This window comes from Pseudomonas sp. NFIX28, assembly GCF_900107395.1.
Taxonomy (GTDB): Bacteria; Pseudomonadota; Gammaproteobacteria; order Pseudomonadales; family Pseudomonadaceae; genus Aquipseudomonas.
Genome location: NZ_FNPW01000004.1, coordinates 227054 through 251290, shown reverse-complemented (window position 1 = coordinate 251290; position 24237 = coordinate 227054). Strand labels below are relative to the sequence as shown.

The window sequence follows — 24237 nt, the reverse complement described above, 5'->3', positions numbered from 1 at the left end:
TGGAGGTCGGTAAACACCTGCTCCCACTTCGTTTGAGCCGTTTTCGCTATGTTTTAGAGATGCTTGGAAAATGCGGCAGTATCCGTTAAAGACGTGTGATGTTCAACACGTCACCCGACAGGCTGACCTGGACTCCGGCCCCCCACAAAGGATCGCGCCGCAAGTCCTCGGAAACCTTGTACTGGCCGGCGATGGACACCAGTTCAGCGCTCAATTGCTGACAGAAAATCCGCGCCTTGGTATCACCCTTGACCCCGGCCAGCGCCCGGCCGCGCATCGGGCCGTATACATGGATGTTGCCATCGGCGAGAAGTTCCGCACCCGGACTGACCGAGGAAGTGACTACCAGATCGCCACCCTGGGCATAGATTTGCTGCCCGCCACGTACTGGCGAAGTGATGATCCGGGTTGGCTTGATGGTCGGCTCAGGCGGTTTTTCCGGCTTTTTCCGGGCCTCGTTTTCCTGCGGCTCGAGCGGGCGTTCACGGGCGCCGGACGGCGGCAGGACGGGCAGGTCGACGGCGATCGCGGCGGCGATGTCTTCGATGCGGCTGGCGCGGATCGCCAGGGTGCGCAGGCCATGGTGACGGCAGACACGCATCAGGCCGGGCAGGTCGACGGCGCCTTCGCTGGCCGGCAGTTTGTCCAGGGCCAGTACCAGCGGGGCGTTGCTGAAGAAATTCGGGGCTTGCGCGACCTTCGCCGCCAGTTGGCGATCGAGGCCTTCGAGGTCGTTTCGGGCCAGTTCCAGCACGGTGATGGCCAGCATGCTGCCCTTCAACTGGAACACAGGATCCAGGTCTTGCGATTCGGTTTGGCTCATGGTCGGCATTAAAGCGGCTTGTCACTAAAAGTGCCGAGACTTATAACGAGAACGCCCGCGGGCCGCAAGCCGGGTCGAACCGATGTAGAATGCGCGACCTTGTTGTCTGTCCGGAATCTGTAATGGATCGCCCGCGTTTTCGAGCTGCATTTCTTTATCCCCGTTTCTGGCCGCTGTGGCTGGGCCTGGGCCTGCTATGGCTGGTGGTCCAGCTGCCTTATCCGCTGCTGCTGTGGATCGGTCGTGCCCTGGGTGCGCTGATGTACCGGGTGGCCGGCGAGCGCCGGCGGATCGCCAAGCGCAACCTGGAGCTGTGTTTCCCCGAGAAGTCCGCCGCCGAGCGCAAGCGCCTGCTCAAGGAGAACTTCGCCTCCACCGGCATCGCCTTTTTCGAAATGGCCATGAGCTGGTGGTGGTCCAAGCCACGCCTGGCGCGCCTGGCCCATGTCGAAGGCCTGGAGCACCTCAAGCAGGCGCAGCTGGAAGGCAAGGGCGTGATCCTCATGGCCCTGCACTTCACCACCCTGGAAATTGGCGCGGCCTTGCTGGGCCAGCAGCACACCATCGACGGCATGTACCGCGAGCACAAGAACCCGCTGTTCGACTTCATCCAGCGCCGTGGCCGCGAGCGGCACAACCTGGACTCCCTGGCAGTGGAACGTGAGGACGTGCGCGGCATGCTCAAGCTGCTGCGCGCCGGGCGTGCCATCTGGTACGCGCCGGACCAGGATTACGGCGCCAAGCAAAGCGTGTTCGTGCCGCTGTTCGGCATCCAGGCGGCGACGGTCACCGCTACCAGTAAATTTGCCCGCCTGGGCAAGGCCCTGGTGGTGCCTTTCACTCAGCAGCGGCTGGCCGACGGCAGTGGTTATCGCCTGGTGATTCACCCGCCGTTGGAGGGTTTCCCGGGCGAGACCGAAGAGGCCGATTGCCTGCGCATCAACCGCTGGATCGAAGAGGTGCTACGCGAGTGCCCGGAGCAGTATCTGTGGGCGCACCGGCGCTTCAAGAGCCGTCCGCCAGGCGAGCCGAAGCTGTATAAGAAGCGCGGTTGAAATTATCGCGTTAGGCTCTGTACGAAACACAATTGCGCGCTGGGAAGCGGCGGTGCCACGCGAAGCAGGCTGGTAAACAGGTCCGCTCCCAATGCTCATCCAGGCCGCTAAAGGCGCTCGCGGCCCTGGCCGTTGCTCGCCGGTTTTGCCCATCGCTTGCCAACGTTTCGTACAGAACCCTGAAAACCCTTTATCAGCGCCATGGAGTGTAGCGATGAGCCCAGCGGAACCGGTCACAGGATTGATTCTTTCCGGCGGCGGGGCTCGTGCGGCGTATCAGGTGGGGGTGCTGGCGGCGATTGCCGAGTTGCTGCCGGCGGGGGCGAGCAATCCCTTTCCGGTGATCGTCGGGACCTCGGCCGGGGCGATCAACGCGGTCAGCCTGGCCAGCGGCGCGCTGGATTTCACTGCCGCCATCGAGCGTCTGACGGCGTTCTGGCAGGGCTTTCGCAGCCATCAGGTGATTCGCAGCGACTGGCCTGGGGTGATCCGCCAGGCCACCCGGTTCGTCGGCCACAGCCTGCTTGGCCTGGGCGCGCAGGTGCCGGTGGCGCTGCTTAACAGTTCGCCGCTGCGGCAATTGTTGAACGATAAATTGCAGCTGTCCGGTATTCGCCAGGCCATTGCGCAAAAGCACCTGCAGGCAGTGGCGGTTACGGCCTTCGGTTATGAGTCGGGCCAGGCGGTGACCTTCTACCAGGGCGGCGGCACCATTGATGCCTGGCTGCGCCATCGACGGATCGGCCAGCCCACCGAGCTCACGGTTGAGCACTTGCTCGCCAGTTCGGCGATCCCGCTGTTGTTCGCGCCGGTGAAAATCGACCAGGAATATTTCGGCGACGGTGCGGTGCGCCAATCGGCCCCCATCAGTCCGGCGTTGCACCTGGGAGCCAGCCGGGTGCTGGTGGTCGGGGTCAGCGGCAACCCCCGTGGCGTCGATCCCCAGGTGCCCCAGCAACGCACCTACACCGGGCAGCAGCCGACGCTGGCGCAGATCGGTGGCCACATGCTCAACAGTACTTTCATTGACAGCCTGGAAAGTGACATCGAACTGTTGCAGCGGCTTAACCAGTTCAGTCACTTGCTGCCGTCGGGCACGCCGGTTCGCGCTTTGGGCGTGGCGCCGGTGGAGGTGCTGGTGATCGCGCCCAGCCAGCCGATCGATGAAATCGCCGCGCGTCACCGGCATGAATTGCCGGCGGCATTGCGCTTGTTTCTGCGCGGTCCGGGGGCGACCAAGACCAGCGGCGCCGGGGTCCTGAGTTACCTGTTGTTCGAGTCGGGATATTGCAGCGAGTTGATCGAGCTGGGGCGCAGCGATGCCTTGGCCAAGCGCGACGAATTGCGGCGGTTCCTGGGGTTGGCGGCAGAGGTCGCGACGGCCTGAAAGAACATCGCGAGCAAGCTTCGCTCCTACAGGCCATAACGTGTCGCTGTAGAGGAGAGCTTACCCGCGATAGGCGCTTGGAGCTGTGCGCTTCAGGCGGTCAGTTTGTCGTCGCGAAAATCCCGCAATGCCTGTTCGATTTCTTCCCGCGTGTTCATCACGAACGGCCCGTACTGCACGATCGGCTCGCCCAGCGGCTTGCCGGCAATCAACAGCACGCGGGCACCGGCGGCACTGCTCAGCTGGATCTCGCCCTGGTCGGCCAGGCGCACCAGCTTGCTGCTGGCGACCGGTTGCGGATGCCCGGGCAGATCGACCTGGCCTTCATAGACATACAGCAGGGCCCGATGCCCTTCGGGCAGGCGCGGGCTGATGCTGGCGCCGGCCGGCAGACGCAGGTCGAAATAGTGCGGTTCGGTGTCCGGCCGTTCGACGGCGCCGGCCTGCTGCACCTGGCCGTCATCGAAGCGGCCGGCAATCACCACCACTTCCACGCCGTTGGCGGTGGTCAGCCGCGGGATGTCCTGGGGCTGGATGTCCCGGTAGCCGGCCTGGTCGAGCTTGTGCTTGCCCGGCAGGTTCAGCCAGAGCTGGAAGCCGCGCATCACGCCTTCTTCCTGTTCCGGCATCTCGCTGTGGATGATGCCCTTGGCGGCGGTCATCCACTGCACGCCACCGCCTTCCAGCAGGCCGACGTTGCCCAGGTGATCCTCGTGGCGCATGCGGCCTTCGAGCATGTAGGTGACGGTTTCGAAACCGCGATGGGGGTGGGGCGGAAAGCCTGCGATGTAGTCGTCGGGGTTTTCCGAGCCGAATTCGTCGAGCATCAGGAACGGGTCGAAACGCTCGACACCCTGGCCACCGAAGACCCGGGTCAGCCTGACGCCGGCGCCATCCGAAGCGGGCTGGCCGGTATGGATACTGAGTACTTTGCGAAATTGAGTCATCGATGCAACTCCTGATCAGGTTGGAATGAGCGACATGCTATGTCAGCTCAACTGATCGATGGTTGCGAATATCGGCGCGTTACTATCGATTTATTCGATGCAATCCGTTCCCGTGGCCAGCACGGGAACGGAATTCAATGCATCAGAAATGGTACTTGAGCAGCAGGCTGGCGGTGTTCTGGTCGGTGTCGAAGTACGGCGTGTCCTTGACCCCGTATTTGTTCTTCCAGTAGTCGTATTCGATACCGACATACAACTGTTTGTCGCCGAGTTTCAGCGCCTTGCCCAGGTCGTACTTGATCTGCGGGTTGATGTGCAGGTTGGCGTGGTACTCGCCCTTGGCATTCTTGTCGTTGTCCACCACCCAGTCGATGAAGCCGTCGATGAGGATGTCCGATTGGCCCACGGGAATGGTGTAGGACCAGACTGGCGTGATCTGCCAGACGTTATCGCCGGCGCGGCTGCCTTCGGTCTGGCGGTTGTAGAAGTTCAACTGGAAGTAGTCGAACCCGGGGATTGCCAGGTCGAAACCCGGACCGATCAGATAGGACTCGTTGTCGCCTTCGCCGAACTCGTAAGTCATGGCCAGCAATACATCCTTGATCGGGCCGAACTCCAACTTCTGATCAAAGATCTTGCCGAATGAAAGACGCGGGCTGAACTCGCCGTAATAGGTGTTCGGGCCGACGTTCGCGTCCTTTTTGCCGTTGTAGAAGATCTTGTCGATAAACAGGAAGTTGTCGCCGTACTTCCAGGCATCGGCATGTTCGAAGGTAACGGTTTGTTGAATCTGCGGATTGATCGTGAAGTCTTTGCCGTAGAGATAAGTCAGGCTGTTGTTCTGCCATTGCAACAGCTCGCCGGCCGTGGCCTGAGCCCCTGCCAGCAAGGATCCGGCAAGCATCAGGCCTTTACAGATGCGGTTCATTCGGTTGCTCCCAAAAAGTAAGTGGACCACGTTTTTTCTTAAAAGCCGGTGCTCTGGTATGGCACCTTTTCAGTGGCTGAAAAATCATCCGATCGGTCAGCTTTGTTGCTGATAGCAAGAGCTGAGCCAAGGCGAAAAAAAACGCAAAAACTCCCGCACGACTTGAGAAATGCAGTCGATCGAGAGTGGCTTCGGCTTTAAATCGGTACGCCTTGGTACTTTCCAGGGGCCGGGATAAGTTGGCTCTCTGGTCAGGTTTTAAATCCGGGCTTTTTTTTTCACCGGATACAGGCGGCCGCGGAGAATACTGGCTCCCACGGCCTTGCTCAAGTGCCCTGCAATAGCGCACTTGAAACAACTTTGGGGCGTGTTTGCCGCCCATTCTAGAAGTGCACCTTTACCAGCAGGCTGGCGGTGTTCTGGTTGGTGTCCAGGTTGGCGCTGTCCTGGATGCCGTATTTGTCTTTCCAGTAGCTGTATTCGAGGCCGACATACAACTGCTTCTCGCCCAGGCGCAGGGCTTTGCCCAGGTCGTATTTGATCTGCGGGTTGATATGCAGGTTGGCGTGGTAGGTGCCGCGATCGTTCTGGTCGTTGTCCACCACCCAATCCAGGTAGCCATCGATCAACAGGTTGGAGCGGCCGAGCGGGATGCTGTAGGACCAGGTGGGGGTGATTTGCCAGACGCCATCGCCGGGACGCGGGCCTTCGGTCTGGCGGCGGTAGAAGTTCAGGGTGAAATAGTTGAAGCCCGGCACGGCGAGGTCGAAACCGGGGCCGACCAGATAGGCCTCGCTGTCGCCCTCGCCATATTCGTAAGTCATGGCCAGCAACACATCCTTGACCGGGCCGAAGGCGAATGAGCGGTCGAGGATCTTGCCGAACGACAGCCTTGGGCTGAACTCGCCGTAAAAGGCGTGGCGACCTTTGTTTCGGTCTTCCTGGCCGTTGTAGAAGATCTTGTCGACGAACAGGAAGGTGTCGCCGTACTTCCATCGGTCGGCGTGCTCGAAGGTCACCGTCTGCTGGATCGACGGGTTGATCTCAAAGTTCTTGCCGTACAGGTACGTCAGGCTATTGGTCTGCCACAGCAGCAAGTCGCCGGCCATGACCTGGGTCGTGGCCAGCAATCCACCGCCGAGCAGCAGGCGTGCGTGTGCATGTCTCATCGTGTTGCTCCCTGTTTGTTTTTATTGTCAAGGCGCAGGCAGCCGCCGACTGCGACCGGGTGTGTGCCGGGTCTGCCTGTCGTGCGTGTATTTCAGGTAGTGACGGTCAAGCAGGGGCGACCGCCAGGCCGCCCCGTCCAGGCTTCAATGCTGGTGGGCGTGTCGGGCGTTGCTGGCGACCCGCTCGGCGCCGCCCAGGATGTTGAACAGCAGGTTGAGGGCCAGGGCACTGAGGGTGGCCATGGCGATTCCGCTATGGGTGATCGGGCTCATCCACAGGGGCAGGTGGGCGAAGAACTCCGGACGAACCACCGGAATCAGGCCCATGCCGATGCTCACCGCCACCAGCAGCTGATTGCGCCGGTCGGCAATGTCGGCTTCCTGGAGGATCTTGATACCCGTCGCCGCCACCATGCCGAACATGGCGATGGCTGCGCCGCCCAGCACCGCCGGTGGGATCGAAGCCACCAGGAAGGCCGCCTTGGGCAGCAGGCTCAGCGCGATCAGCAGGCCGCCGGCGACTATGGTCACCGAGCGGCAACGCACGCCAGTCATCTGTACCAGGCCGATGTTCTGGGCGAACGAAGAGTGGGTGAAGGTATTGAGGAAACCGGCGAAAAACGAAGCGCCGGCATCACACAGCAGGCCGCGGCGCAGCATGCGCGGGGTGACGTCCTGGCCGGTGATTTTTCCCAGCGCGAGGAACATGCCGGTGGACTCGACAAAGATGATCACCACCACCAGGCACATCGAAAGGATCGGCGCCAGATGGAACTGCGGCATGCCGAAATGCAGTGGCGTGACCACCTGCAGCCATGGCGCCTGGGCCATGCCGCTGAGGTCGACCATGCCGAGCAGGCCACAGAGCACATAGCCCAGGCCCATGCCGATCAGCACGGAAATGTTCACCCAGAAACCGCGCATGAACCGATGCACCAGCAAGATGGTGCCCAGTACCAGCGCAGCGATGGCCAGGTAGATGGGGGAGCCGAATTCGGCGTTGTGGCCGCCACCGCCCGCCCAGTTCACCGCGACCGGGAACAGCGACAGGCCAATGGATGTAATGACAGTGCCGGTGACCAGGGGCGGAAAGAAGCGCACCACCTTGGACATGAAGGGCGCGATCAGCATGCCGAAGAAGCCGGCGGCGATGGTCGCGCCAAAGATCCCCGGCAGGCCGATGCCAGGCATGCCGGCCATGGCCACCATGCTGCCCACCGCGGCAAAGCTGGCGCCCATCATCACCGGCATGCGGATGCCCATGGGGCCGATGCCGAGGGACTGCACGATGGTGGCGATGCCGGCGACCAGCAGGTCGGCATTGATCAGGAAGGCGATTTCTTCACGGCTCAGACCCGCGGCCTGTCCGATGATCAGCGGCACCGCGATGGCGCCTCCGTACATCAGCAGAACATGCTGCAACCCGACCAGGATCAGTTGCAAAAGGGGCAGTCGCGCAATGGCGGGTGCGTCGGGGATGCGCGGTTCGGTTAACGCGGACATGCAACACCTCGGATCTTTTTTATTCTTGTGATTAGAAAGCTGTGTGGTTGCGAACAGCTTTTTGCAGCAGGCCAACCGCGTGGCGGTTGATCGCGAGCAAGCTTCGCTCCTACAGAAGCAACACACACATGCTGTAGGAGCGAGGCTTGCCTGCGATAGCGGTGGTCAAGGCACCGCGGTAACTAGTTGGTGCGCGCCCCCTGGTTGATCCAGGCGCCGATCAGGTCACGTTCCTGTTGGGTCATCTGGGTGATGTTGCCCAGCGGCATGATCTGGCTGGCAACTGCCTGGGCCTGGATGCGGGGGGCCTCGAGCTTGATCTGCTCCGGGGTGTCGAACATCACGCCAGCTGGGGCGGCACTGAACAACGGGCTGGAGGGCTTGGCCGAGTGGCAGACAGTGCAACGTTCCTGGATCACCGTATGCACCTTGTCGAACGCCGGGCCCTGGGTTGCCGTGGCCGCTTGCGCCGGAGCCGCGTCGGCCGCCGGAGCCGCCGGAGCCGCTGCGGCTGCGGCTGCGGGCTTGGCACCTCCGCCGATAGCGGTTTCCGGCAGTGGCTGGTACTCGATCTTCGCCGGGGCCTTGGCTACTTCCGGGCCCTTGGCCATCTGCGCGGGGCCGGTGACGTAGGCCAGGCAGATCATGCCCAGGGCCGCGACCGGCAGGGTCCAGGCGAACTTGTGGCTGTCGTGGCGGGTGTTGAAGTAGTGGCGCACCAGCACTGCCAGCACCGCGATACCGGCCAGGATCAACCAGTTGTACTGGCTGCCGTAGGTGCTCGGGAAGTGGTTGCTGATCATGATGAACAGCACGGGCAGGGTGAAGTAGTTGTTGTGGCGCGAACGCAGCAGGCCCTTGGCCGGCAGGGTCGGGTCCGGTGTGCGGTTTTCCGCGATGGCGGCTACCAGCGCGCGCTGGGCCGGCATGATGATGCGGAACACGTTGCCGACCATGATGGTGCCGATGATGGCGCCGACATGCAGGTAGGCTCCGCGACCACTGAACACCTTGCTGAAGCCATAGGCCGCGGCGATCAACAGCACGAACAGGATGAGGCCGAGCAGGGCGGGTTTCTTGCCCAGGGGCGAATCGCAGAGGAAGTCGTAGATGAACCAGCCGGCGATCAGGGCGCCGATGCCGATGGCCACGCCTTCAGGGCCGGTCAGGCCGCTGCCGGGCGCTACCAGGTAGAGCATCGGGTTGTAGTAGAACACCAGGCACAGCAGGGCGATCCCCGACATCCAGGTGAAGTAGGCTTCCCATTTGAACCAGTGGAGGTTCTCCGGCATGGACGGTGGGGCCAGTTTGTATTTTTCCAGGTGGTAGATACCGCCACCGTGGATCGCCCAGAGGTCGCCGGACAGGCCGTCCTTGGGGTTGACGCGATTGAGGTTGTTTTCCAGCCAGACGAAGTAGAACGACGCGCCGATCCAGGCCACGCCAGTGATCATGTGAACCCAACGCACGCTCAGGTTGAGCCATTCCAACAGATGTGCTTCCACAGTCTTTACCTCACGCCTGTCACCCTTGTTGTCGAGTGATCAGACCTTCTCTTATTGGTGGGGGGCGAGGATCAAACACTCATCCTCTTCAAAGAAATGCTCATCGCAGTTATTGCCTGTGCCACTGCGATCAACCACCAGGAAGTCATCCCGCTTTTCGATCGTCAGCACCGGGTGGTGCCAGACGCCGCGATGGTAATTAATGCCCTGCCTGCCATTACTGACAAAGGCACGGACCAAGCCCGATACAGGTGCATCGCCAAGTGGCGCGACCACGATCAGAAAGGGATTGCCGAGCAGCGGAATGAAAGCCTGGCTGCCCAGCGGATGGCGCTCCAGCATGCGGACGGTCAAGGGCATGTCCAGCGCATCGGCGCGGAAGATGCTGATGATCGCCTTGTCGTCCGGCGTGGCGGTTTCCACGGTAGCCAGACGATGGAAGCGCATGGTCGAACCGTTGTTGATCATGAAGTGATCGCTGCCGTCGGTTTCGATCACGTCACCGAAGGGGGCGAAGGCTTCTTTGGTCAGCGGTTCAATCATCAATGTGCGCATGCTGTTCTTCTTAATCTGTGAATTCGGTTTTTCGGTCAGTCATATTTTTGTAGGAGCGAAGCTTGCTCGCGATGGCGTCAGACCGGACAGCAGGTGTCGACCGGACAACCCCTATCGCGAGCAAGCTTCGCTCCTACGGGCTCGGTATTACCGAGCGACCTTGCCCAGGATTCGCAGGCGGCTGACGCCTCCGTCCGGGAACACGTTCAGGCGGATATGGGTGATCGGGCCCAGGGCCTTGATCTGCTCGGCGAAGGTATGTTCGGCGTGCATTTCCAGTTTCTGGCTCGGCAGCAGTTCACGCCAGAACAGCGACTGGGTTTCGATCTGGCTGTCGGTACCGCCCTTGACGAAGGCACCCTGGATCGAGCAGCTGTCCGGGTAGTTGCCCTTGAAGTGCAGGGTGTCGACGATGATCTTCTCGATCTCGCCCGGGTGGCCCAGTGCGACGATCACCCAGTCATTGCCAGGCGTGCGGCGGCGTGCGGTTTCCCAGCCATCGCCCATGTTGATGCCGCGGCCCGGGTTGAGGATGTTGCTCATGCGGCCGAAGTGTTCGTCGGAGCAGGCGAGGGCGCGGCCGCCGTTGAGGGCGGCGGCCAGGTCGATCTGCTCGTTGTCGCCGACCGCCGACCAGTCGCGATACGGAATGCCATGCACGCGCAGGCGAGCCACGCCGCCATCCGGGTAGATGTTGAAGCGCAGGTGGCTGAACGCCTGGTCGTTGCTGATCTCGTGGTAGTGGTGGCTGTTGCCTTGCAGCTCGACGGCCGGTAGCACTTCCACCCACTGGGTGTTTTCGTTCGGCTCGCCTTCGGCCAGGAAGCAGGCTTCCAGGGACGCCGATGGCGGGAAGTTGCCGGTGAAGAATGAGGTGTCGATGTCCACGCCCTTGATCTGGCCGGGCACGCCCAGGCGGATCACTGCGCTGTCGTAGCCCTCGAAGCGCTTGCGGCGCGACTCCCAGCCGTCCATCCACTTGCCGTTGTCATCGAAAACGCCCTCCTTCCATACGGCCGGGGTCGGCTGGAACAGACGGTTGGCGTCAGCGAACCAGTCATCGGTCACCGAGATGATCTTGGTGCCCAGGCGGGCGTCGGCCAGGTTGACGAACTTCTCGAAAGGTACGGCGTAAGCTTTCATTCTTCTTGTCTGCCTTTACTAAGTGGCTTGGGATGCTTGCTGGACCTCGGGCGTTTCGGCGTTCATTCGCGCTCGGGGCCTTCACAAGGGCTGTTCGCTAAAGAGTCAGTAATCGGAACAGGGCAATCTTGTTGATCTCTGCCAGCGCGCACCGGAATTCGGTGTCCACCGAGTTGTGGATGCGTGCTTCGAACGCTGCGAGGATCTGATGCCGGTTGCTGCCTTTTACCGCCATGATGAAGGGAAACTTGAACTTGGCCTTGTAGGCGTCGTTCAGCTCGGTGAAGCGCTGGAACTCTTCGGCCGTGCATTGGTGGATACCGGCGCCAGCCTGTTCATTGGTGCTGGCTTCGGTCAGTTGTCCCTGGACGGCGGCTTTGCCGGCCAGGTCCGGGTGAGCGTTGATCAGGGCCAGCTGGCTCTGGTGGTCGGCGCTCAACAGGATGTCGCTCATGCGCTGGTGCAGGGTGTCGACTCGGTCGATCGAGGCATCCTGGCCCAGGTCGAAGGCCTTTTCGGCCACCCATGGCGAATGTTCGTAGATGTCGGCGAAGGCTTTGACGAAAGCGTCGCGGCTCAGGGTCGAGGGTTTCAGGGTCTGGAAGGTGCTCATTTCGACGCCCCCGGGAACGGATGGGTTTGCTGCCAGTGGCGGGCGATGTCCACGCGGCGGGTGAACCAGACGTGATCGTGACCTTTAACGTACTCGATAAAACGCTTCAGGGCGGCCAGGCGCGCCGGACGGCCGATCAGGCGGCAGTGCAGGCCGATGGACAGCATCTTCGGCGCCTCGGCACCTTCGGCGTACAGCACGTCGAAGGCATCCTTGAGGTACTGGTAGAAGTCGTCGCCCTTGTTGAAGCCCTGGACCTGGGTGAAACGCATGTCGTTGGTGTCCAGGGTGTAGGGAATTACCAGGTGCGCCTTGCCGGTCGGGTTGTTGCTTTCCCAGTAGGGCAGGTCGTCGTCGTAGGTGTCGCAGTCGTAGAGGAAGCCGCCTTCCTCCATCACCAGGCGCCGGGTATTCGGGCCGGTGCGGCCGGTGTACCAGCCCAGCGGACGTTCGCCGGTGATTTCGGTGAGGATGCGGATCGCTTCGAGCATGTGCTCGCGTTCCTGGGCTTCGTCCATGTACTGGTAGTCGATCCAGCGGTAGCCATGGCTGCAGATTTCGTGGCCGGCTTCGACCATGGCGCGGATCACGTCCGGATGGCGCTGGGCGGCCATGGCGACGGCGAAGATGGTCAGCGGGATGTCGAATTCCTTGAACAGCTTGAGAATCCGCCAGACGCCGGCACGGCTACCGTATTCGTACAGCGATTCCATGCTCATGTTGCGCTCGCCCTGCAGGGGCTGGGCGGCGACCATTTCCGACAGGAAGGCTTCGGACTCCTTGTCGCCGTGCAAGATGTTGCGCTCGCCGCCTTCTTCGTAGTTGAGCACGAACGACAGGGCGATGCGGGCATTGCCCGGCCAGTGAGGGTGAGGAGGGTTGGAGCCGTAACCGATCAGGTCGCGTGGGTAGTCAGCGCTCACTGCAGTCTTCCTTCTTATCGTGATAACGGTGGCGTGGCGGGGCCTGAAGGGAAAGACAGGCTGGCGTCACAGCGATGGGCTAATTGTATACAACTTTTCATTCGGTTTGTAAGCCCGATTTTTTGCATTTTTCATTAACGGTGCGCATGCCGGGGTATTGCAAGAAACCTGCCTGGTTGGTCAGCTAATGAATGAAAAGTCTTCTGCGCTCATGGCGTAGCCGCCGATCAAGGCGCTACGAAGGATTGGGCGAAGAGCCTGAAAATGGATGATTTTTATTGTGTACAATTTTTTTGAAAAGTGTCTTAATAAATTCCTCGCCGCATCCTTTCGTGCTCCGAAACGGTGCGGTCTCCTTATCAACTGACTTCAGGAGGCGCGAGGTCTGGACGTGTAGGTACGCACAGACACGCAGAATCAATGGGACGTTTGACTACACACGTGTTGGATGCCGCGCATGGTTGCCCAGGCAGCGCCATCAAGGTCGAGTTGTACCGGGTCGAAGGTGCGCAGCTGGAGCTCGTTGCCAGTGCCCTGACCAACAGCGATGGCCGTTGCGATGCGCCGTTGCTGCAAGGCGATGACTACCGCACCGGGGTTTACCAACTGCAATTCCATGCCGGCGACTACTACCGTGCTCGCGGCGTACAACTGCCCGAGCCGGCGTTCCTCGATGTGGTGGTACTGCGCTTCGGCATCTCGGCCGAGCAAGACCATTACCACGTGCCGTTGCTGATCTCGCCCTACAGTTATTCGACCTATAGAGGAAGCTAGGACTTTCCCCCCACGAAGCCTGCGCAAATAGCTTCTTTGGTCTTTCGCCCGCTCACACTGCGGGCTTTTTTTCGCCCGTGAAAAAGGTGTCTGGGGGGATGTCATCGCGGCCAAGCCTCGTTCCTACAGGTTTGTAGGAGCGAGGCTTGCCCGCGAAGCACTTCAACGGCTCAACAAGGACGCAGCGCCAGCACCGCTAAACAGCCCGGCACTGACCCGGTTGAACCAGCTCTGGCCCTTGCCGCTGCGCAGGTAGCGCGCCGCGCCGTGGGCGCCCAGGCCGTAAGCCAGCTTGCACAACAGGTCGAGCACGGTCCAGGTGACGATCATGATCAGCAGCTGTGGCAGGAAGGGTTGCTCGGCACTGAGGAACTGCGGCAGGAACGCGGCGAAGAACAGAATGTCTTTCGGGTTACTGGCGCCCAGCACAAAAGCGCGCCCGAACAGTGCGCGAAAGCGTGGTTTCGGTGCAGCCTCGGGCACTTCGGCGCCGTGGGCGGGCTGCCGCGATTGCTGCCAGCTTTGCCAGGCCAGGTAGAACAGGTACAGCGCGCCGACGATTTTCAGCGCGCTGAACAATTGTTCCGAGGCCAGCAGCAGGGCGCCCAGGCCCAGGGCCGAGGCGCTCAGCAGGCAGATCGAGGCAAACACGCCGCCGAGAAATGCCGGGTAGGACCGGCGCAAACCGTAATTCAGGCTGTTGCTGATCATCAGCAGGGACAGCGGGCCCGGAATCAGGATCACCACCAATGCCGCACCGCTGAACAACAGCCAGGTTTCCACGCTCATTGCCTTTCTCCTTATGTGCAAAAGCCTCACCCGACGGGGTGAGGCCGTTTGAAACCGATGTACCTACAAGAAAATGAACTTGGCGATAAAGATCGCGCACAGCACCCACAGGCTGATGGAGATTTCCTTGTGCTTGCCCGTCCCGGCCTTCAACGCCACGTAGGTGATGAAGCCCAGGGCGATACCGTCGGCGACCGAGAAGGTCAGCGGCATCATGATCGCGGTCACGATGGCCGGAATGCTGTCGGTGGCTTCTTCCCAATCGATGTGGGCCATGCCGCCCATCATCAGCATCGCCACATAAATCAGCGCTCCGGCGGTGGCATAAGCGGGGATCATGCCAGCCAGCGGCGCGAAAAACATGGCTGCGATAAATAGCACACCTACGGTCACGGCGGTAAGACCAGTCCGACCACCCGTGGCGACGCCCGCGGCACTTTCCACGTAGCTGGTCACGGGGGGAACGCCGACCACCGCGCCGAATACGCTGGAGGCGCTATCGGCCTTCAGGGCGCGGGAGAGGTTCTCGATCTTGCCGTCGGGGTTGACCAGTCCGGCGCGCTGGGCCACGCCCATCAGGGTTCCGGCAGTATCGAACATGTGCACGAAAAGGAAGGCCAGCACCACGCTGATCATGCTGACGTTGAACACCCCGGCCACGTCCATGGCCATCCAGGTCGGCGCCAGGCTCGGCGGGGCCGACATGATGCCCCCGTACTCCACCAGGCCCAGGCCCCAGCCGGCCAGCGTCACGCTGATGATGCTGATGAGGATCGCGCCGAACACCCGGTGATAGCTGAGCACGGCAATCATCAGGAAACAGATCGCCGCCAGCAGCGGGCCGGGTTCGCGCAGGGAGCCAAGCTTGATCAGGGTGGCCGGGCTGTCGACCACGATGCCCGCGGTTTTCAGGCCGATCAGCCCGAGGAACAGACCCACGCCGGCGCCCATGGCAAAGCGCAGGCTCGCCGGGATGCTGTTGAGCAGCCATTCGCGGATGCGCGAGAAGGTCAGGAACATGAACAGCACGCCGGACACGAACACCGCACCGAGGGCGGTTTCCCAGTTGTAGCCCATGGTGCCGACCACGGTGTAGGTGAAAAAGGCGTTCAACCCCATGCCGGGCGCCAGGCCGACCGGCCAGTTGGCGTACAGCCCCATCAGCAGGCAGCCCAGGGCCGCAGCGATGCAAGTGGCGACGAAGGCCGCGCCGTGGTCGATGCCGGCATCGGCCATGATGTTGGGGTTGACGAAGATGATGTAGGCCATGGTGATGAAGGTTGTCAGACCGGCGATCAACTCGGTCTTCACCGTGGTGCCATGCAACCTGAGTTTGAAGATTCGCTCCAGCCAGCCACTGTTCAGCGGCGGCGAGATTTCCAGCGTGGGGGCTTCGGATTTGCGGCTTTCCACAGCGAGTACTCCTCAAGAGTTTTATTATTTTTTCCAGAGCCGGGCACGTGAGGGTGGGCGGCGGCTCTTTGAGGCATGTAAGGCTTGCGGGCTTTTATTGACCTATGGGTCAGGAACTCGCACGTGGCGAATTATGCTTTTGTATACAAATAAAGCAAATAATGTTTTTTGGTTTGTGTGCGAAAAGTTCGCCAGAAAGGCTATATGCCCTGTAGCCGCTGGTGCAGCCTGCGATCGAGCACGTAGCGGTCGTAAAGCTGTGTCCTCGATATATCTGAGTGTCTGCGTTGGCCAGAACGCGATCAGCGGTTTTCGCCCAGGGCCTTGTTCACCGCCAGCCAGCCATCCACCGCCGCCTCGCCGGCTTCGGCGAAGACCCGTTGCAGTAGCTTTACCTGCTCGCGCCGCAGCGATTGTTCAAAGTGCGCCCCGTCTTCGGTCAGCTCCAGCAAGCGTTTGCGTTTGTCGGTCTGCGAGGCAACGCTGTTGACCAGATACATCTCCATCAATTGGCGTAGCGGAATGTTCAGCGCCTGCTTGCTCACGCCCAGGGCCGTGAGCAGTTCTTTTACGCTCAGGCCCGGGTAGCGGGCGATAAAAAACACGATGCGCTGGTGCACACGGCTCAGGCCGCGGCGCTCGAGCATTTCGTCGGCCTTGGCGGTGAACGCCTGGTAACCAAAGAAAAAGGCTTCCATGGCGGCTTGTTGGGTGGTCGGGTTTTTAAGGTCAAGCATATTGACGTATCTGCGCAGGTCGGCGTAATTTCGGTCAAGCAGTTTGACGTATTTTCCTCCTCCTTCGCTAGGGTGACTCCGCATGGCCTTCTCCGAACGTGTCTCGCGTCTTAAAAGCTCACTGATCCGTGAAATCCTTGCCGCCGCGCAGCGTCCACAAGTGATGTCCTTCGCCGGTGGGCTGCCTGCCGAAGCGATGCTGCCCCAAGTCGATTGGCAGGCGATGCCGGTGTCCATGGGCCAATACGGCATGAGCGAAGGCGAGCCGCAGTTGCGCGAGGCCCTGGCCGCACAAGCCCGGGCGCTGGGCGTGCCATGCGAGGCCAGCCAGGTGTTGGTGGTCAGCGGCTCCCAGCAGACCCTCGATCTGGCGGCCAAGCTGTACATCGACAAGGGCAGTGAAATCCTGCTGGAAGCGCCGACCTACCTGGCGGCGTTGCAGATCTTCCAGTTGTTCGGCGCCGACTGCCTGACCGTGCCCCTGGAGGCCGATGGGCCGGACCTGGCGCAGTTGCGCGTGCGCCTGGAGCAGCATCGTCCCGCGTTCATCTACCTGATCCCAACCTTCCAGAACCCTTCGGCGGTGCGCTACAGCGAAGCCAAGCGTGACGCCGTGGCCGCGTTGCTCGACGAGTTCGGCGTAACCCTGATCGAGGATGAGCCTTACCGCGAACTGACGTTCGACGACGGCAACGCCGCGCCGATTGTCGGGCGCCTGCGCAAGGCCAGCTGGATCTACACCGGCACGGTGTCGAAGACGCTGCTGCCAGGGCTGCGGGTCGGTTACCTGATCGCCAGCCCGGACCTGTTTCCTCATTTGCTGCGGTTGAAGCAGTCGGCGGACCTGCACACCAACCGCGTCGGCCAATGGCAGGCGTTGCAATGGATCGGCAGCGAAAAGTACCGGCAACATCTGAGTGAGTTGCGCGATTTCTACCGGGGCCGCCGCGACGATTTCCAGGCTGCCCTGCAGCGCCACTTTGGCGATCTGGCCGACTGGTAGGTGCCCCAGGGCGGGCTGTTTTTCTGGTTGACCTTGAAACAGCCGCTGGATACCCGCACTTTGCTGCAGGCGGCGCTGGAGCAGGATGTGGCATTCATGCCGGGCGAACCCTTTTTCTCCGAGCCGGACCGCAACCCAGGTCACTTGCGGTTGAATTTCAGTCATATCGATCCGGCGCGTCTGGACGAAGGTCTCAAGCGGCTGGCCACCGTGATACGTCAAGCGCAGGCTGCACAGGCAGCCTGAGAAGGAGAGGGCCATGTACAAGGTTTATAGCGATTACCGGTCCGGCAACTGCTACAAGGTCAAGCTGATGCTCAATCTGCTTGGCCAGCCTTACGAATGGCATGCGGTGGACATCTTGAATGGAGATACGCAGACCGAGGCGTTCCTGGCGAAGAACCCCAACGGCAAGATCCCGGTGCTGGAGCTGGAAGACGGCACCTGCTTGTGGGAATCGAACGCGATTCTCAACTTTCTTGCCGATGGCAGCGAATTCCTGCCCAGCGAGCCGCGTTTGCGCACGCAAGTCTTGCAGTGGCAGTTTTTCGAGCAATACAGCCATGAGCCGTACATTGCCGTGGCGCGTTTTATCCAGCTCTATCTGGGCCTGCCGCAAGAGCGCTTGCACGAACACCAGAAGCTGCAAAAGCGTGGCTACAAGGCCCTGGATGTGATGGAACAGCAGCTGGCGCGCACGCCGTACCTGGTGGGCGAGCAATATTCGATTGCCGATATCGCGCTTTATGCCTACACCCATGTCGCCCATGAAGGGGGCTTCGACCTGGCGCGCTATCCGGCAATCCAGGCCTGGATGCAACGGGTGCAAAGCCACCCGCGGCATGTCGGGATGCTCGACTGAGTCTCTGCGGGAAACAAAAAACCGACCCTTGGGTCGGTTTTTTTATGGTCTGGATCTTGTGGGGCTGTTCTGGCGCTATCGCGGGCAAGCCTCGCTCCTACATCGCAAACCTGTAGGAGCGAGGCTTGCCCGCGATGACGTCCTTCAGAACGCCACCAACCATTCAAGCTGTTGCGAAACGCTGGTCCAGGTAAGCGATGATCGCCTTGGACTCGTACATCCAGGTGGTCTGGCCATTTTCTTCGATACGCAGGCACGGCACTTTGATCTTGCCGCCTTGTTCCAGCAGGGTCTGGCGGTCCTGCTCGTTGTTTTTCGCATCGCGCAGGGCCACCGGAACGTTCAGGCGGTGCAGGGTGCGGCGGGTTTTCACGCAGAACGGGCAAGCGTGGAACTGATACAGGGTCAGGCCCTTGGCGGCCTGTTCGACCTGGGCTTGAGCGGCGACGGGGCGCTGCTGCTTGCGTGGGCGGGTGATGAAGTCGATGAAAATGATGAGCTGGCCCAGGCCGACTCGAAGCGCTTTGACGATCACGTTATTGCCTCTTGCCCATGAAAGAAGGGGCGGCAGCTTACCTGATTTTTGCCAGGCGAAAAAAAACCGGCGATGAACGCCGGTTCTTTGGGTAGCCGTCTTACTTGATCAGGCTGAGAAACTCGCTGCGAGTCGCCGCGTTTTCGCGGAATTCACCGAGCATCACCGAGGTGATCATCGACGAGTTCTGCTTCTCCACACCGCGCATCATCATGCACATGTGCTTGGCCTCGATCACCACCGCGACACCCAGGGCGCCGGTCACTTGCTGGACCGCGTCGGCGATCTGGCGGCTGAGGTTTTCCTGGATCTGCAGGCGACGCGCATACATGTCGACGATGCGTGCGACTTTCGACAGGCCCAGCACCTTGCCGCTCGGAATGTAGGCGACGTGAGCCTTGCCGATGAATGGCAGCAGGTGGTGCTCGCACAGCGAGTAGAGCTCGATGTCCTTGACCAGCACCATTTCGCTGTTGTCGGAGCTGAACAAGGCACCGTTGGTGACTTCTTCCAGCGTTTGCTCATAACCGCGGCAGAGGTACTGCATGGCCTTGGCGGCACGTTTTGGCGTGTCGAGCAGGCCCTCGCGGGAGACGTCTTCGCCCAATTGGCCGAGGATCGCCGTGTAATTCTGTTCCAGGGACATGAAACTACCTGTGGGATTTTACGCAAAGGGCAAGGGTACGGTGGCGGACCCGACGCTGCAAGCGCGACGAAGCGGCTTTACTCGTCGCGGCCTTCCATCATGGTGCGTTTGAGCATCACGTAGACCGCCCCGGCGCCGCCATGCTTGGCCTGGCACGAGGTGAAGCCGAGCACCTGGGGATGCTGGCGCAGCCAGGTGTTGACGTGGCTCTTGATCATCGGTCGCTTGCCGTCCAGGCGCACGGCCTTGCCGTGGGTGACGCGCACGCAGCGGATTTCGAACTTGGTGGCTTCGGCGAGGAACGCCCAGAGGGTTTCCCGGGCCTTTTCCACGCTCATGCCGTGCAGGTCGAGGCTACCCTCGAAAGGGATCTGGCCGACCTTGAGCTTGCGCATCTGGCTTTCCTGGACCCCGTCGCGGGCCCACATCAGATCGTCTTCCGGGCCGACGTCGATCACGAACTGATCCGACAGCCCGTCGACGGCGGTGGTTTCGGTACGCACGCTGGCAGCCTGGCGCAGCTTGGCGATCTGCGCCCGGTCCGCCTTGGGTTTGCCGGTTTCGGCGCGATCATGCTTGATCGGTTTGACGCCTTGGATCGCGCTTTTGAATAGGGAAAAATCGTCGTCTTGCATGTCAGCCTCCGCGAAGACCGCGCAGTTTACCCAACTCGGCGGCAGAGGAGCGGGACAAAACGTGTTGCCGTCGATTCAGTCGTGTTTCTTCATCAGGTGCGGAGCCATGTTCAGTGTTTGCGGCTGGCGCATGCGCCGCCGGCAGCGCCGCCACAGCCAGACGCCGACATACAGCAGTAACAGGCCGACCGCTAGAATCACCGCGGAACCTGCCGGGCTGGCGTTCAATTCACTCAGTGCAGGAGGGCGCCCCAACAGGCTGGCGGCCCCGGCCATCGCCAGCAGCACACCGAAGGTCGCCAGCAACGCGGAAAATGCCGCGCCCAGGCGCAAACGCCAGTTCCGCGGGCCTTTGGGCCGCAGACGACGTGCGTCAAAACCATCGGATATCTTCATTCCGACCTTCCTCAATGGATATCGGCCCTTCGACCGAAAGATGACCGGGTGGTTCCTGAGGCTAAGGCAATTGCGGCAAACGAGAGGCTTTTACGGATGAGCGGCCGGTAGACCGCTCATTGCAGGTCGATCAGATCAGATCTTTGGTCAGGGCAAGGGTGGCGAAGTTGTCCGCCATGATCGCCATTTCGGTCTGCTGGACGTGCTCGGCCGTGAGGATGCCGCCCTTGTAGGGCAGGTCGCGGGTGGCGCAGGCGTCTTCCACCAGGGTGCAGCGAAAGCCCAGGTTCTTTGCCGCACGCACGGTGGTGCTGACGCTGGAGTGGCTCATGAAACCGCAGACGATCAAGTCCAGGGAGCCCAGGTCTTGCAGGCGCTTTTCCAGCTCGGTGCCATGGAAGGCGCTCGGCAGCAGCTTGCCGATGATGGTTTCGTCGCCCTGGGGTTCCAGGCCGGGGATGAATTCGCCGCGTTCGCCCTGCGGGTCGAACAGGCCGCCGACGGTGCCGAGGTGGCGCACATGCACGACCGGGCGGCCGGCGGAGCGGGCGGCAGCGACCAGTTGCTTGATGTTGTCGACTGCGGCGTCCATGCCGGACAGGGCCAGCGGGCCGCTGAGGTACTCTTTCTGGGCGTCGATGATCACAAGGGTCGCGTGGCTCAAATTAGCCGCTGCATAACCACGACCGCTGAGTTGAAACATCGTCTTTGGAACGGACATTCTGGGGCTCCTGTGAGTGGCGCTTTTGCGACATTGTCCTCTGGCGGAGCGCTTCTGTGAATCGCTACTAACGTAAGGTGCGTGGTTGCTGGCCTACAGCCTTGTCAAGGGCCATGCTCAATCGGCCCGAATGCCGGAAAAAAGGCCTGGACGCCCCGCAGGCCGAGTTTTTTCATGCGTCGTCCTCGGACGTTTTGGCTGTTAGAATCGCCAGTCGTTTTTTCAGGAGTCTGTCCCGTGATCACTTCCCGCCTGCGCACTCTGCGCGACCATATCCGTTGGGCTGTCAGCCGTTTTCATGGGGAGGATCTGTTTTTCGGCCATGGGACCGACAACGCCTGGGACGAAGCCCGTCAATTGGTCCTGGGGGCCTTGCACTTGCCGTGGGAAATCGCCGACAGCTACCTGGACTGCGCGCTGGAGGACGATGAACTGGTCAACCTGCAACGCCTGCTCAAGCGTCGCATCGAAGAGCGCGTGCCCACCGCCTACCTGCTGGGCGAGGCCTGGTTCTGCGGCCTGTCGTTCATTGTCGACGAGCGTGTGCTGATCCCGCGTTCGCCGATCGGCGAGCTGATCGAAAAGCGTTTCGAACCCTGGCTGGGTTCGGAGCCGGCACGGATTCTCGACCTGTGCACCGGTTCCGGCTGCATCGGCATTGCCTGCGCCTACGAGTTCCGCAATGCCGAGGTGGTGCTGGCCGACTTGTCGTTCGAAGCCCTTGAGGTGGCGAACCAGAACATCGAGCGCCATGGCGTCGATGAGCGCGTGTTCACGGTGCAGGGCGACGGTTTCGACGGTTTGCCGGGCCAGCGTTTCGATTTGATCGTGTCGAACCCGCCGTATGTGGATGCCGAGGACTTCGCCGACATGCCCGAGGAATACCAGCACGAGCCGGAGCTGGGCCTGGCTTGTGGCGACGATGGCCTGAACCTGGTGCGGCGCATGCTGGCCGAGGCGGCCGATCATCTGACCGATAAGGGCCTGTTGATCGTCGAGGTTGGCAACAGCCAGGTCCACGTCGAAGCCCTGTATCCGGAAGTCGATTTCGCCTGGCTGGAGTTCGAGCGTGGCGGCCACGGCGTGTTCATGCTCACCGCCGAGCAGTGCCGGCAGCACCAGGCGCTGTTCAGCTCACGGGTCTGATCGGCGTTCTGTAGGAGCGAGCGGGCGGCGATCCGACTTGCCCGCGATCCAGGTACCGGGGTGTGCCTGGACGGACGCTATCGCGAGCAAGCTTCGGTCCTACGGTTGTCCGTAGAGGCGGCCAGGGTTCAGCGGTGGGTCGCGATCCAGATCAGCAACCCGGCCTGGAACACTGCAAACGCCACCAGGCAGGTGATGGTGAAGCGCAGCCCGGTGTCTTCGCGCTTGTACTTGGCGACTTTCTCTTCGTGCTTGCGCAGCTTCACTTCCTGTTCTTCGAGGTTCTGCTCGGCTTGCTGGAGCATCTGCGCGGCTTCGAGAATCTCGACGAATTGCAGCTTTTCGGTGTTCCAGTTGGGCAGCAGTTCGCCAACCTGGACATGCTTGACGCTGCCCTTGAGATGCTGCGCATCGGCATACACCACATCGAAGCCCTGGACCCGCAGGAAATGGTCGCGGCGCAGGCGCGTGGCCTCGTTCAGCGCATCCTTGTTCGCCAGTTCGAAACCGTCCACGCGATAGTGCGGCCACTTTTTCTGCGCCCAGCTTGCCCCTTGCGCCAGCAGAAAGCGGCCGATACCGCGGTTCGCCGGTTCGATCTGCAGGTTCTCGGGCTCGAAGCGCACGCGTCGCGTCGTGTGGTCGACCCAGACATCCAGATGATTCTGCTCCTTGCGCACCCGTTGGCCCGGCAACTGGAGGGTCATGCGCAACAGGCTGCGCTCCTTGTTGCTGCGCTCGGCATAACCGAACTCGATAAAACGCAGGGGCCGTCCGCCCGTGGCGCGATCGGTTTGCAGCGGCGCCAGGCGAAGCATCCGGTGATGCTCGGCATGGACATCCGCCCATGGCAACGCCACGGCTTCGGAAGCGGGGTTTTCAACCTCGGTTTCGGGAGGGTTCTGGGTATCGGTCATAACGGCGAGATCCTGTCCAAGCGCTGCTTGCCGACGGCAAGTGAACGGCCGGCAAAGGCTTATCGGCCGTTTTTTTCAGGACTGGAGGGAAAAACGCGTCAACGGGCGTGAAGTCCGTCAATAAAACCGATGATGCGGGTGCCCAGTTCCGAGGCCAGGGGCAGTTGCGGGTCCTTGTAGGAGGCCAGTTGCCGCTTGACGTCGTTGGGCACGATGCGCAGCACATGGTTCATGCCCTCGATCAGGGCCAGCTGGGCGTCCGGCTTGGCGGCCTTGAGCATCTGCGCATCGCCGACGCCGACCTGCATGTCGTTGCTGCCCTGGACGATCAGGGCCGGCATCTTCAGGCGGGCGAAAGCGGCGGCCGGGTCTTCCTTGAACAGGGTGATCAGGTACGGCTGCACGCTGGGGCGGAAGATCACTTCCAGCTGCGGCGGTACGTCGGTGTCGATCCGGCCGGCCTTGAGGCTGTCGAGCAGTTCGTTGCTGCGCAGCATCAGCGGCGCCGGCAGGCGGTAGCTCAATTGTTGGCGCAGCACCTGGTCCACCGGGCGGGCGGTGCCGGAGATGGAAATCACCGCTGCCGCATCGACCTGGGGTGCGGCCAGGGTGGCGATCAACGCGCCTTCGCTGTGGCCGAGGATGATCAACGGGCCCAGGCGCGGGTCGCTCTTGAGTTTCTTGCCCCAGGCCACGGCGTCGGCGACGTAGGCGTCGAGGGTCAGGTTGCGCTCGTCGGGGGTGGCGGCGAGGCTGGCGGCCACCCCGCGCTTGTCGTAGCGCACGCTGGCGATGTTGTGCTTGGCCAGCACCCAGGCCAGGCGCTTGAGGCTGTCGTTGCGCCCGCCGTCGGGGTTGTTGCCGTTGCGGTCGGTAGGGCCGGAGCCGGAGACGATCAGCACCACCGGCACCGGGGTGTCGGACTTGGGCAGCAGCAGCGAGCCGTATAACTCGCCAGTGCCGGTGTCGAGGCTGATGGGACGTTGCAGCACGGCCGCCTGGACCAGGCCGGTGAACAGGGTAAGGCTCAAGAGAAGAACTCGCAGCATCATCACGCCATCATGAAGAAAGTGCCGGTTGGACTTCCGGACACGGATAAGGTTCGAGGATGA

At 61.6% G+C, this 24237-nt stretch carries 25 protein-coding genes and 1 pseudogene; 6 read left to right on the top strand and 20 right to left on the bottom strand.

The window, feature by feature from the left end; translation table 11 throughout:
• Positions 1 to 85 precede the first annotated feature (85 nt).
• On the bottom strand, positions 86 to 823 hold the full coding sequence (minC, locus tag BLV20_RS09905) for a septum site-determining protein MinC (RefSeq protein ID WP_009045065.1): 738 nt from the start codon (positions 821 to 823) through the stop codon (positions 86 to 88).
• A 122-nt stretch (positions 824 to 945) separates the two neighbouring features.
• Here minC and BLV20_RS09900 point away from each other — a divergent pair, with 122 nt between their 5' ends.
• Complete coding sequence (locus BLV20_RS09900; protein WP_092300407.1) at positions 946 to 1878, top strand: lipid A biosynthesis lauroyl acyltransferase; 933 nt, start codon at positions 946 to 948, stop codon at positions 1876 to 1878.
• Positions 1879 to 2092: 214 nt separating this feature from the next.
• A complete protein-coding gene (locus BLV20_RS09895) occupies positions 2093 to 3265 on the top strand; it encodes a patatin-like phospholipase family protein (protein ID WP_092300404.1) in 1173 nt (390 codons plus the stop codon).
• 92 nt (positions 3266 to 3357) lie between these two features.
• Here BLV20_RS09895 and BLV20_RS09890 read toward each other — a convergent pair whose 3' ends face one another.
• The 9 genes from BLV20_RS09890 to puuE all read right to left on the bottom strand — a co-directional run bounded on the left by BLV20_RS09890 (position 3358) and on the right by puuE (position 12551).
• Positions 3358 to 4212, bottom strand: coding sequence for a pirin family protein (locus BLV20_RS09890; protein WP_092300401.1), 855 nt, complete (start codon positions 4210 to 4212; stop codon positions 3358 to 3360).
• A gap of 142 nt (positions 4213 to 4354) precedes the next feature.
• Positions 4355 to 5140, bottom strand: a complete 786-nt coding sequence (locus BLV20_RS09885; protein WP_092300398.1) for an outer membrane protein OmpK — start codon at positions 5138 to 5140, stop codon at positions 4355 to 4357.
• A 383-nt stretch (positions 5141 to 5523) separates the two neighbouring features.
• The gene (locus BLV20_RS09880; RefSeq protein WP_092300395.1) at positions 5524 to 6309 is read right to left on the bottom strand and encodes an outer membrane protein OmpK; all 786 of its coding nucleotides are present in this window, start codon (positions 6307 to 6309) and stop codon (positions 5524 to 5526) included.
• Between the two features lie 144 nt (positions 6310 to 6453).
• A complete protein-coding gene (locus BLV20_RS09875; protein ID WP_092300392.1) occupies positions 6454 to 7812 on the bottom strand; it encodes a nucleobase:cation symporter-2 family protein in 1359 nt (452 codons plus the stop codon).
• A 182-nt stretch (positions 7813 to 7994) separates the two neighbouring features.
• Positions 7995 to 9317, bottom strand: a complete 1323-nt coding sequence (locus BLV20_RS09870; protein ID WP_092300389.1) for a urate hydroxylase PuuD — start codon at positions 9315 to 9317, stop codon at positions 7995 to 7997.
• 51 nt (positions 9318 to 9368) lie between these two features.
• On the bottom strand, positions 9369 to 9872 hold the full coding sequence (locus BLV20_RS09865) for an ureidoglycolate lyase (protein WP_009050214.1): 504 nt from the start codon (positions 9870 to 9872) through the stop codon (positions 9369 to 9371).
• Positions 9873 to 10019: 147 nt separating this feature from the next.
• A complete protein-coding gene (gene alc, locus BLV20_RS09860; protein ID WP_092300386.1) occupies positions 10020 to 11015 on the bottom strand; it encodes an allantoicase in 996 nt (331 codons plus the stop codon).
• 97 nt (positions 11016 to 11112) lie between these two features.
• Positions 11113 to 11628, bottom strand: a complete 516-nt coding sequence (gene uraD / locus BLV20_RS09855) for a 2-oxo-4-hydroxy-4-carboxy-5-ureidoimidazoline decarboxylase (protein WP_092300382.1) — start codon at positions 11626 to 11628, stop codon at positions 11113 to 11115.
• Positions 11625 to 12551, bottom strand: coding sequence for an allantoinase PuuE (gene puuE / locus BLV20_RS09850; protein ID WP_092300379.1), 927 nt, complete (start codon positions 12549 to 12551; stop codon positions 11625 to 11627). Before puuE ends, uraD begins: the two co-directional genes overlap by 4 nt.
• Before the next feature lie 420 nt (positions 12552 to 12971).
• Between puuE and uraH the strand changes: the two genes are divergently transcribed.
• Complete coding sequence (gene uraH, locus BLV20_RS09845; RefSeq protein ID WP_053280391.1) at positions 12972 to 13325, top strand: hydroxyisourate hydrolase; 354 nt, start codon at positions 12972 to 12974, stop codon at positions 13323 to 13325.
• Between the two features lie 162 nt (positions 13326 to 13487).
• Here uraH and BLV20_RS09840 read toward each other — a convergent pair whose 3' ends face one another.
• From BLV20_RS09840 to BLV20_RS09830, 3 genes are all read right to left on the bottom strand, one after another.
• Complete coding sequence (locus tag BLV20_RS09840; protein WP_092300377.1) at positions 13488 to 14114, bottom strand: LysE family translocator; 627 nt, start codon at positions 14112 to 14114, stop codon at positions 13488 to 13490.
• Positions 14115 to 14177: 63 nt separating this feature from the next.
• Positions 14178 to 15527: an NCS2 family permease gene (locus tag BLV20_RS09835; RefSeq protein WP_092300374.1), complete on the bottom strand. Its 1350-nt coding sequence runs from the start codon at positions 15525 to 15527 to the stop codon at positions 14178 to 14180.
• A gap of 302 nt (positions 15528 to 15829) precedes the next feature.
• The gene (locus tag BLV20_RS09830) at positions 15830 to 16264 is read right to left on the bottom strand and encodes a MarR family transcriptional regulator (protein WP_092300371.1); all 435 of its coding nucleotides are present in this window, start codon (positions 16262 to 16264) and stop codon (positions 15830 to 15832) included.
• A gap of 82 nt (positions 16265 to 16346) precedes the next feature.
• Between BLV20_RS09830 and BLV20_RS09825 the strand changes: the two are divergent.
• Positions 16347 to 17513, top strand: a pseudogene (locus tag BLV20_RS09825) (PLP-dependent aminotransferase family protein).
• Positions 17514 to 17526: 13 nt separating this feature from the next.
• Entirely contained in the window at positions 17527 to 18129 is a 603-nt protein-coding gene (locus BLV20_RS09820) for a glutathione S-transferase family protein (RefSeq protein ID WP_092300368.1), read from the top strand.
• 163 nt (positions 18130 to 18292) lie between these two features.
• Here BLV20_RS09820 and BLV20_RS09815 read toward each other — a convergent pair whose 3' ends face one another.
• The 5 genes from BLV20_RS09815 to BLV20_RS09795 form a co-directional block, all read right to left on the bottom strand.
• The gene (locus BLV20_RS09815) at positions 18293 to 18664 is read right to left on the bottom strand and encodes a glutathione S-transferase N-terminal domain-containing protein (RefSeq protein ID WP_092300365.1); all 372 of its coding nucleotides are present in this window, start codon (positions 18662 to 18664) and stop codon (positions 18293 to 18295) included.
• Between the two features lie 100 nt (positions 18665 to 18764).
• Complete coding sequence (gene folE, locus BLV20_RS09810; RefSeq protein WP_003204506.1) at positions 18765 to 19310, bottom strand: GTP cyclohydrolase I FolE; 546 nt, start codon at positions 19308 to 19310, stop codon at positions 18765 to 18767.
• A 77-nt stretch (positions 19311 to 19387) separates the two neighbouring features.
• Positions 19388 to 19945 (bottom strand): Smr/MutS family protein, encoded by a 558-nt coding sequence (locus tag BLV20_RS09805; RefSeq protein ID WP_092300362.1) that lies wholly within the window; start codon positions 19943 to 19945, stop codon positions 19388 to 19390.
• A gap of 75 nt (positions 19946 to 20020) precedes the next feature.
• Positions 20021 to 20341: a hypothetical protein gene (locus BLV20_RS09800; RefSeq protein WP_092300359.1), complete on the bottom strand. Its 321-nt coding sequence runs from the start codon at positions 20339 to 20341 to the stop codon at positions 20021 to 20023.
• 130 nt (positions 20342 to 20471) lie between these two features.
• Entirely contained in the window at positions 20472 to 21062 is a 591-nt protein-coding gene (locus BLV20_RS09795; protein ID WP_092300356.1) for a cysteine hydrolase family protein, read from the bottom strand.
• 237 nt (positions 21063 to 21299) lie between these two features.
• Between BLV20_RS09795 and prmB the strand changes: the two genes are divergently transcribed.
• Positions 21300 to 22208: a 50S ribosomal protein L3 N(5)-glutamine methyltransferase gene (prmB, locus tag BLV20_RS09790; RefSeq protein ID WP_092300353.1), complete on the top strand. Its 909-nt coding sequence runs from the start codon at positions 21300 to 21302 to the stop codon at positions 22206 to 22208.
• A 128-nt stretch (positions 22209 to 22336) separates the two neighbouring features.
• Here the strand turns inward: prmB and BLV20_RS09785 are convergent, their stop codons facing one another.
• Positions 22337 to 23125 carry a hypothetical protein gene (locus BLV20_RS09785; RefSeq protein ID WP_092300350.1) on the bottom strand — a complete coding sequence of 263 codons (789 nt, stop codon included), beginning with the start codon at positions 23123 to 23125 and terminating at the stop codon, positions 22337 to 22339.
• Between the two features lie 98 nt (positions 23126 to 23223).
• The gene (locus BLV20_RS09780) at positions 23224 to 24177 is read right to left on the bottom strand and encodes an alpha/beta hydrolase (protein WP_092300347.1); all 954 of its coding nucleotides are present in this window, start codon (positions 24175 to 24177) and stop codon (positions 23224 to 23226) included.
• Between the last annotated feature and the right edge of the window lie 60 nt (positions 24178 to 24237).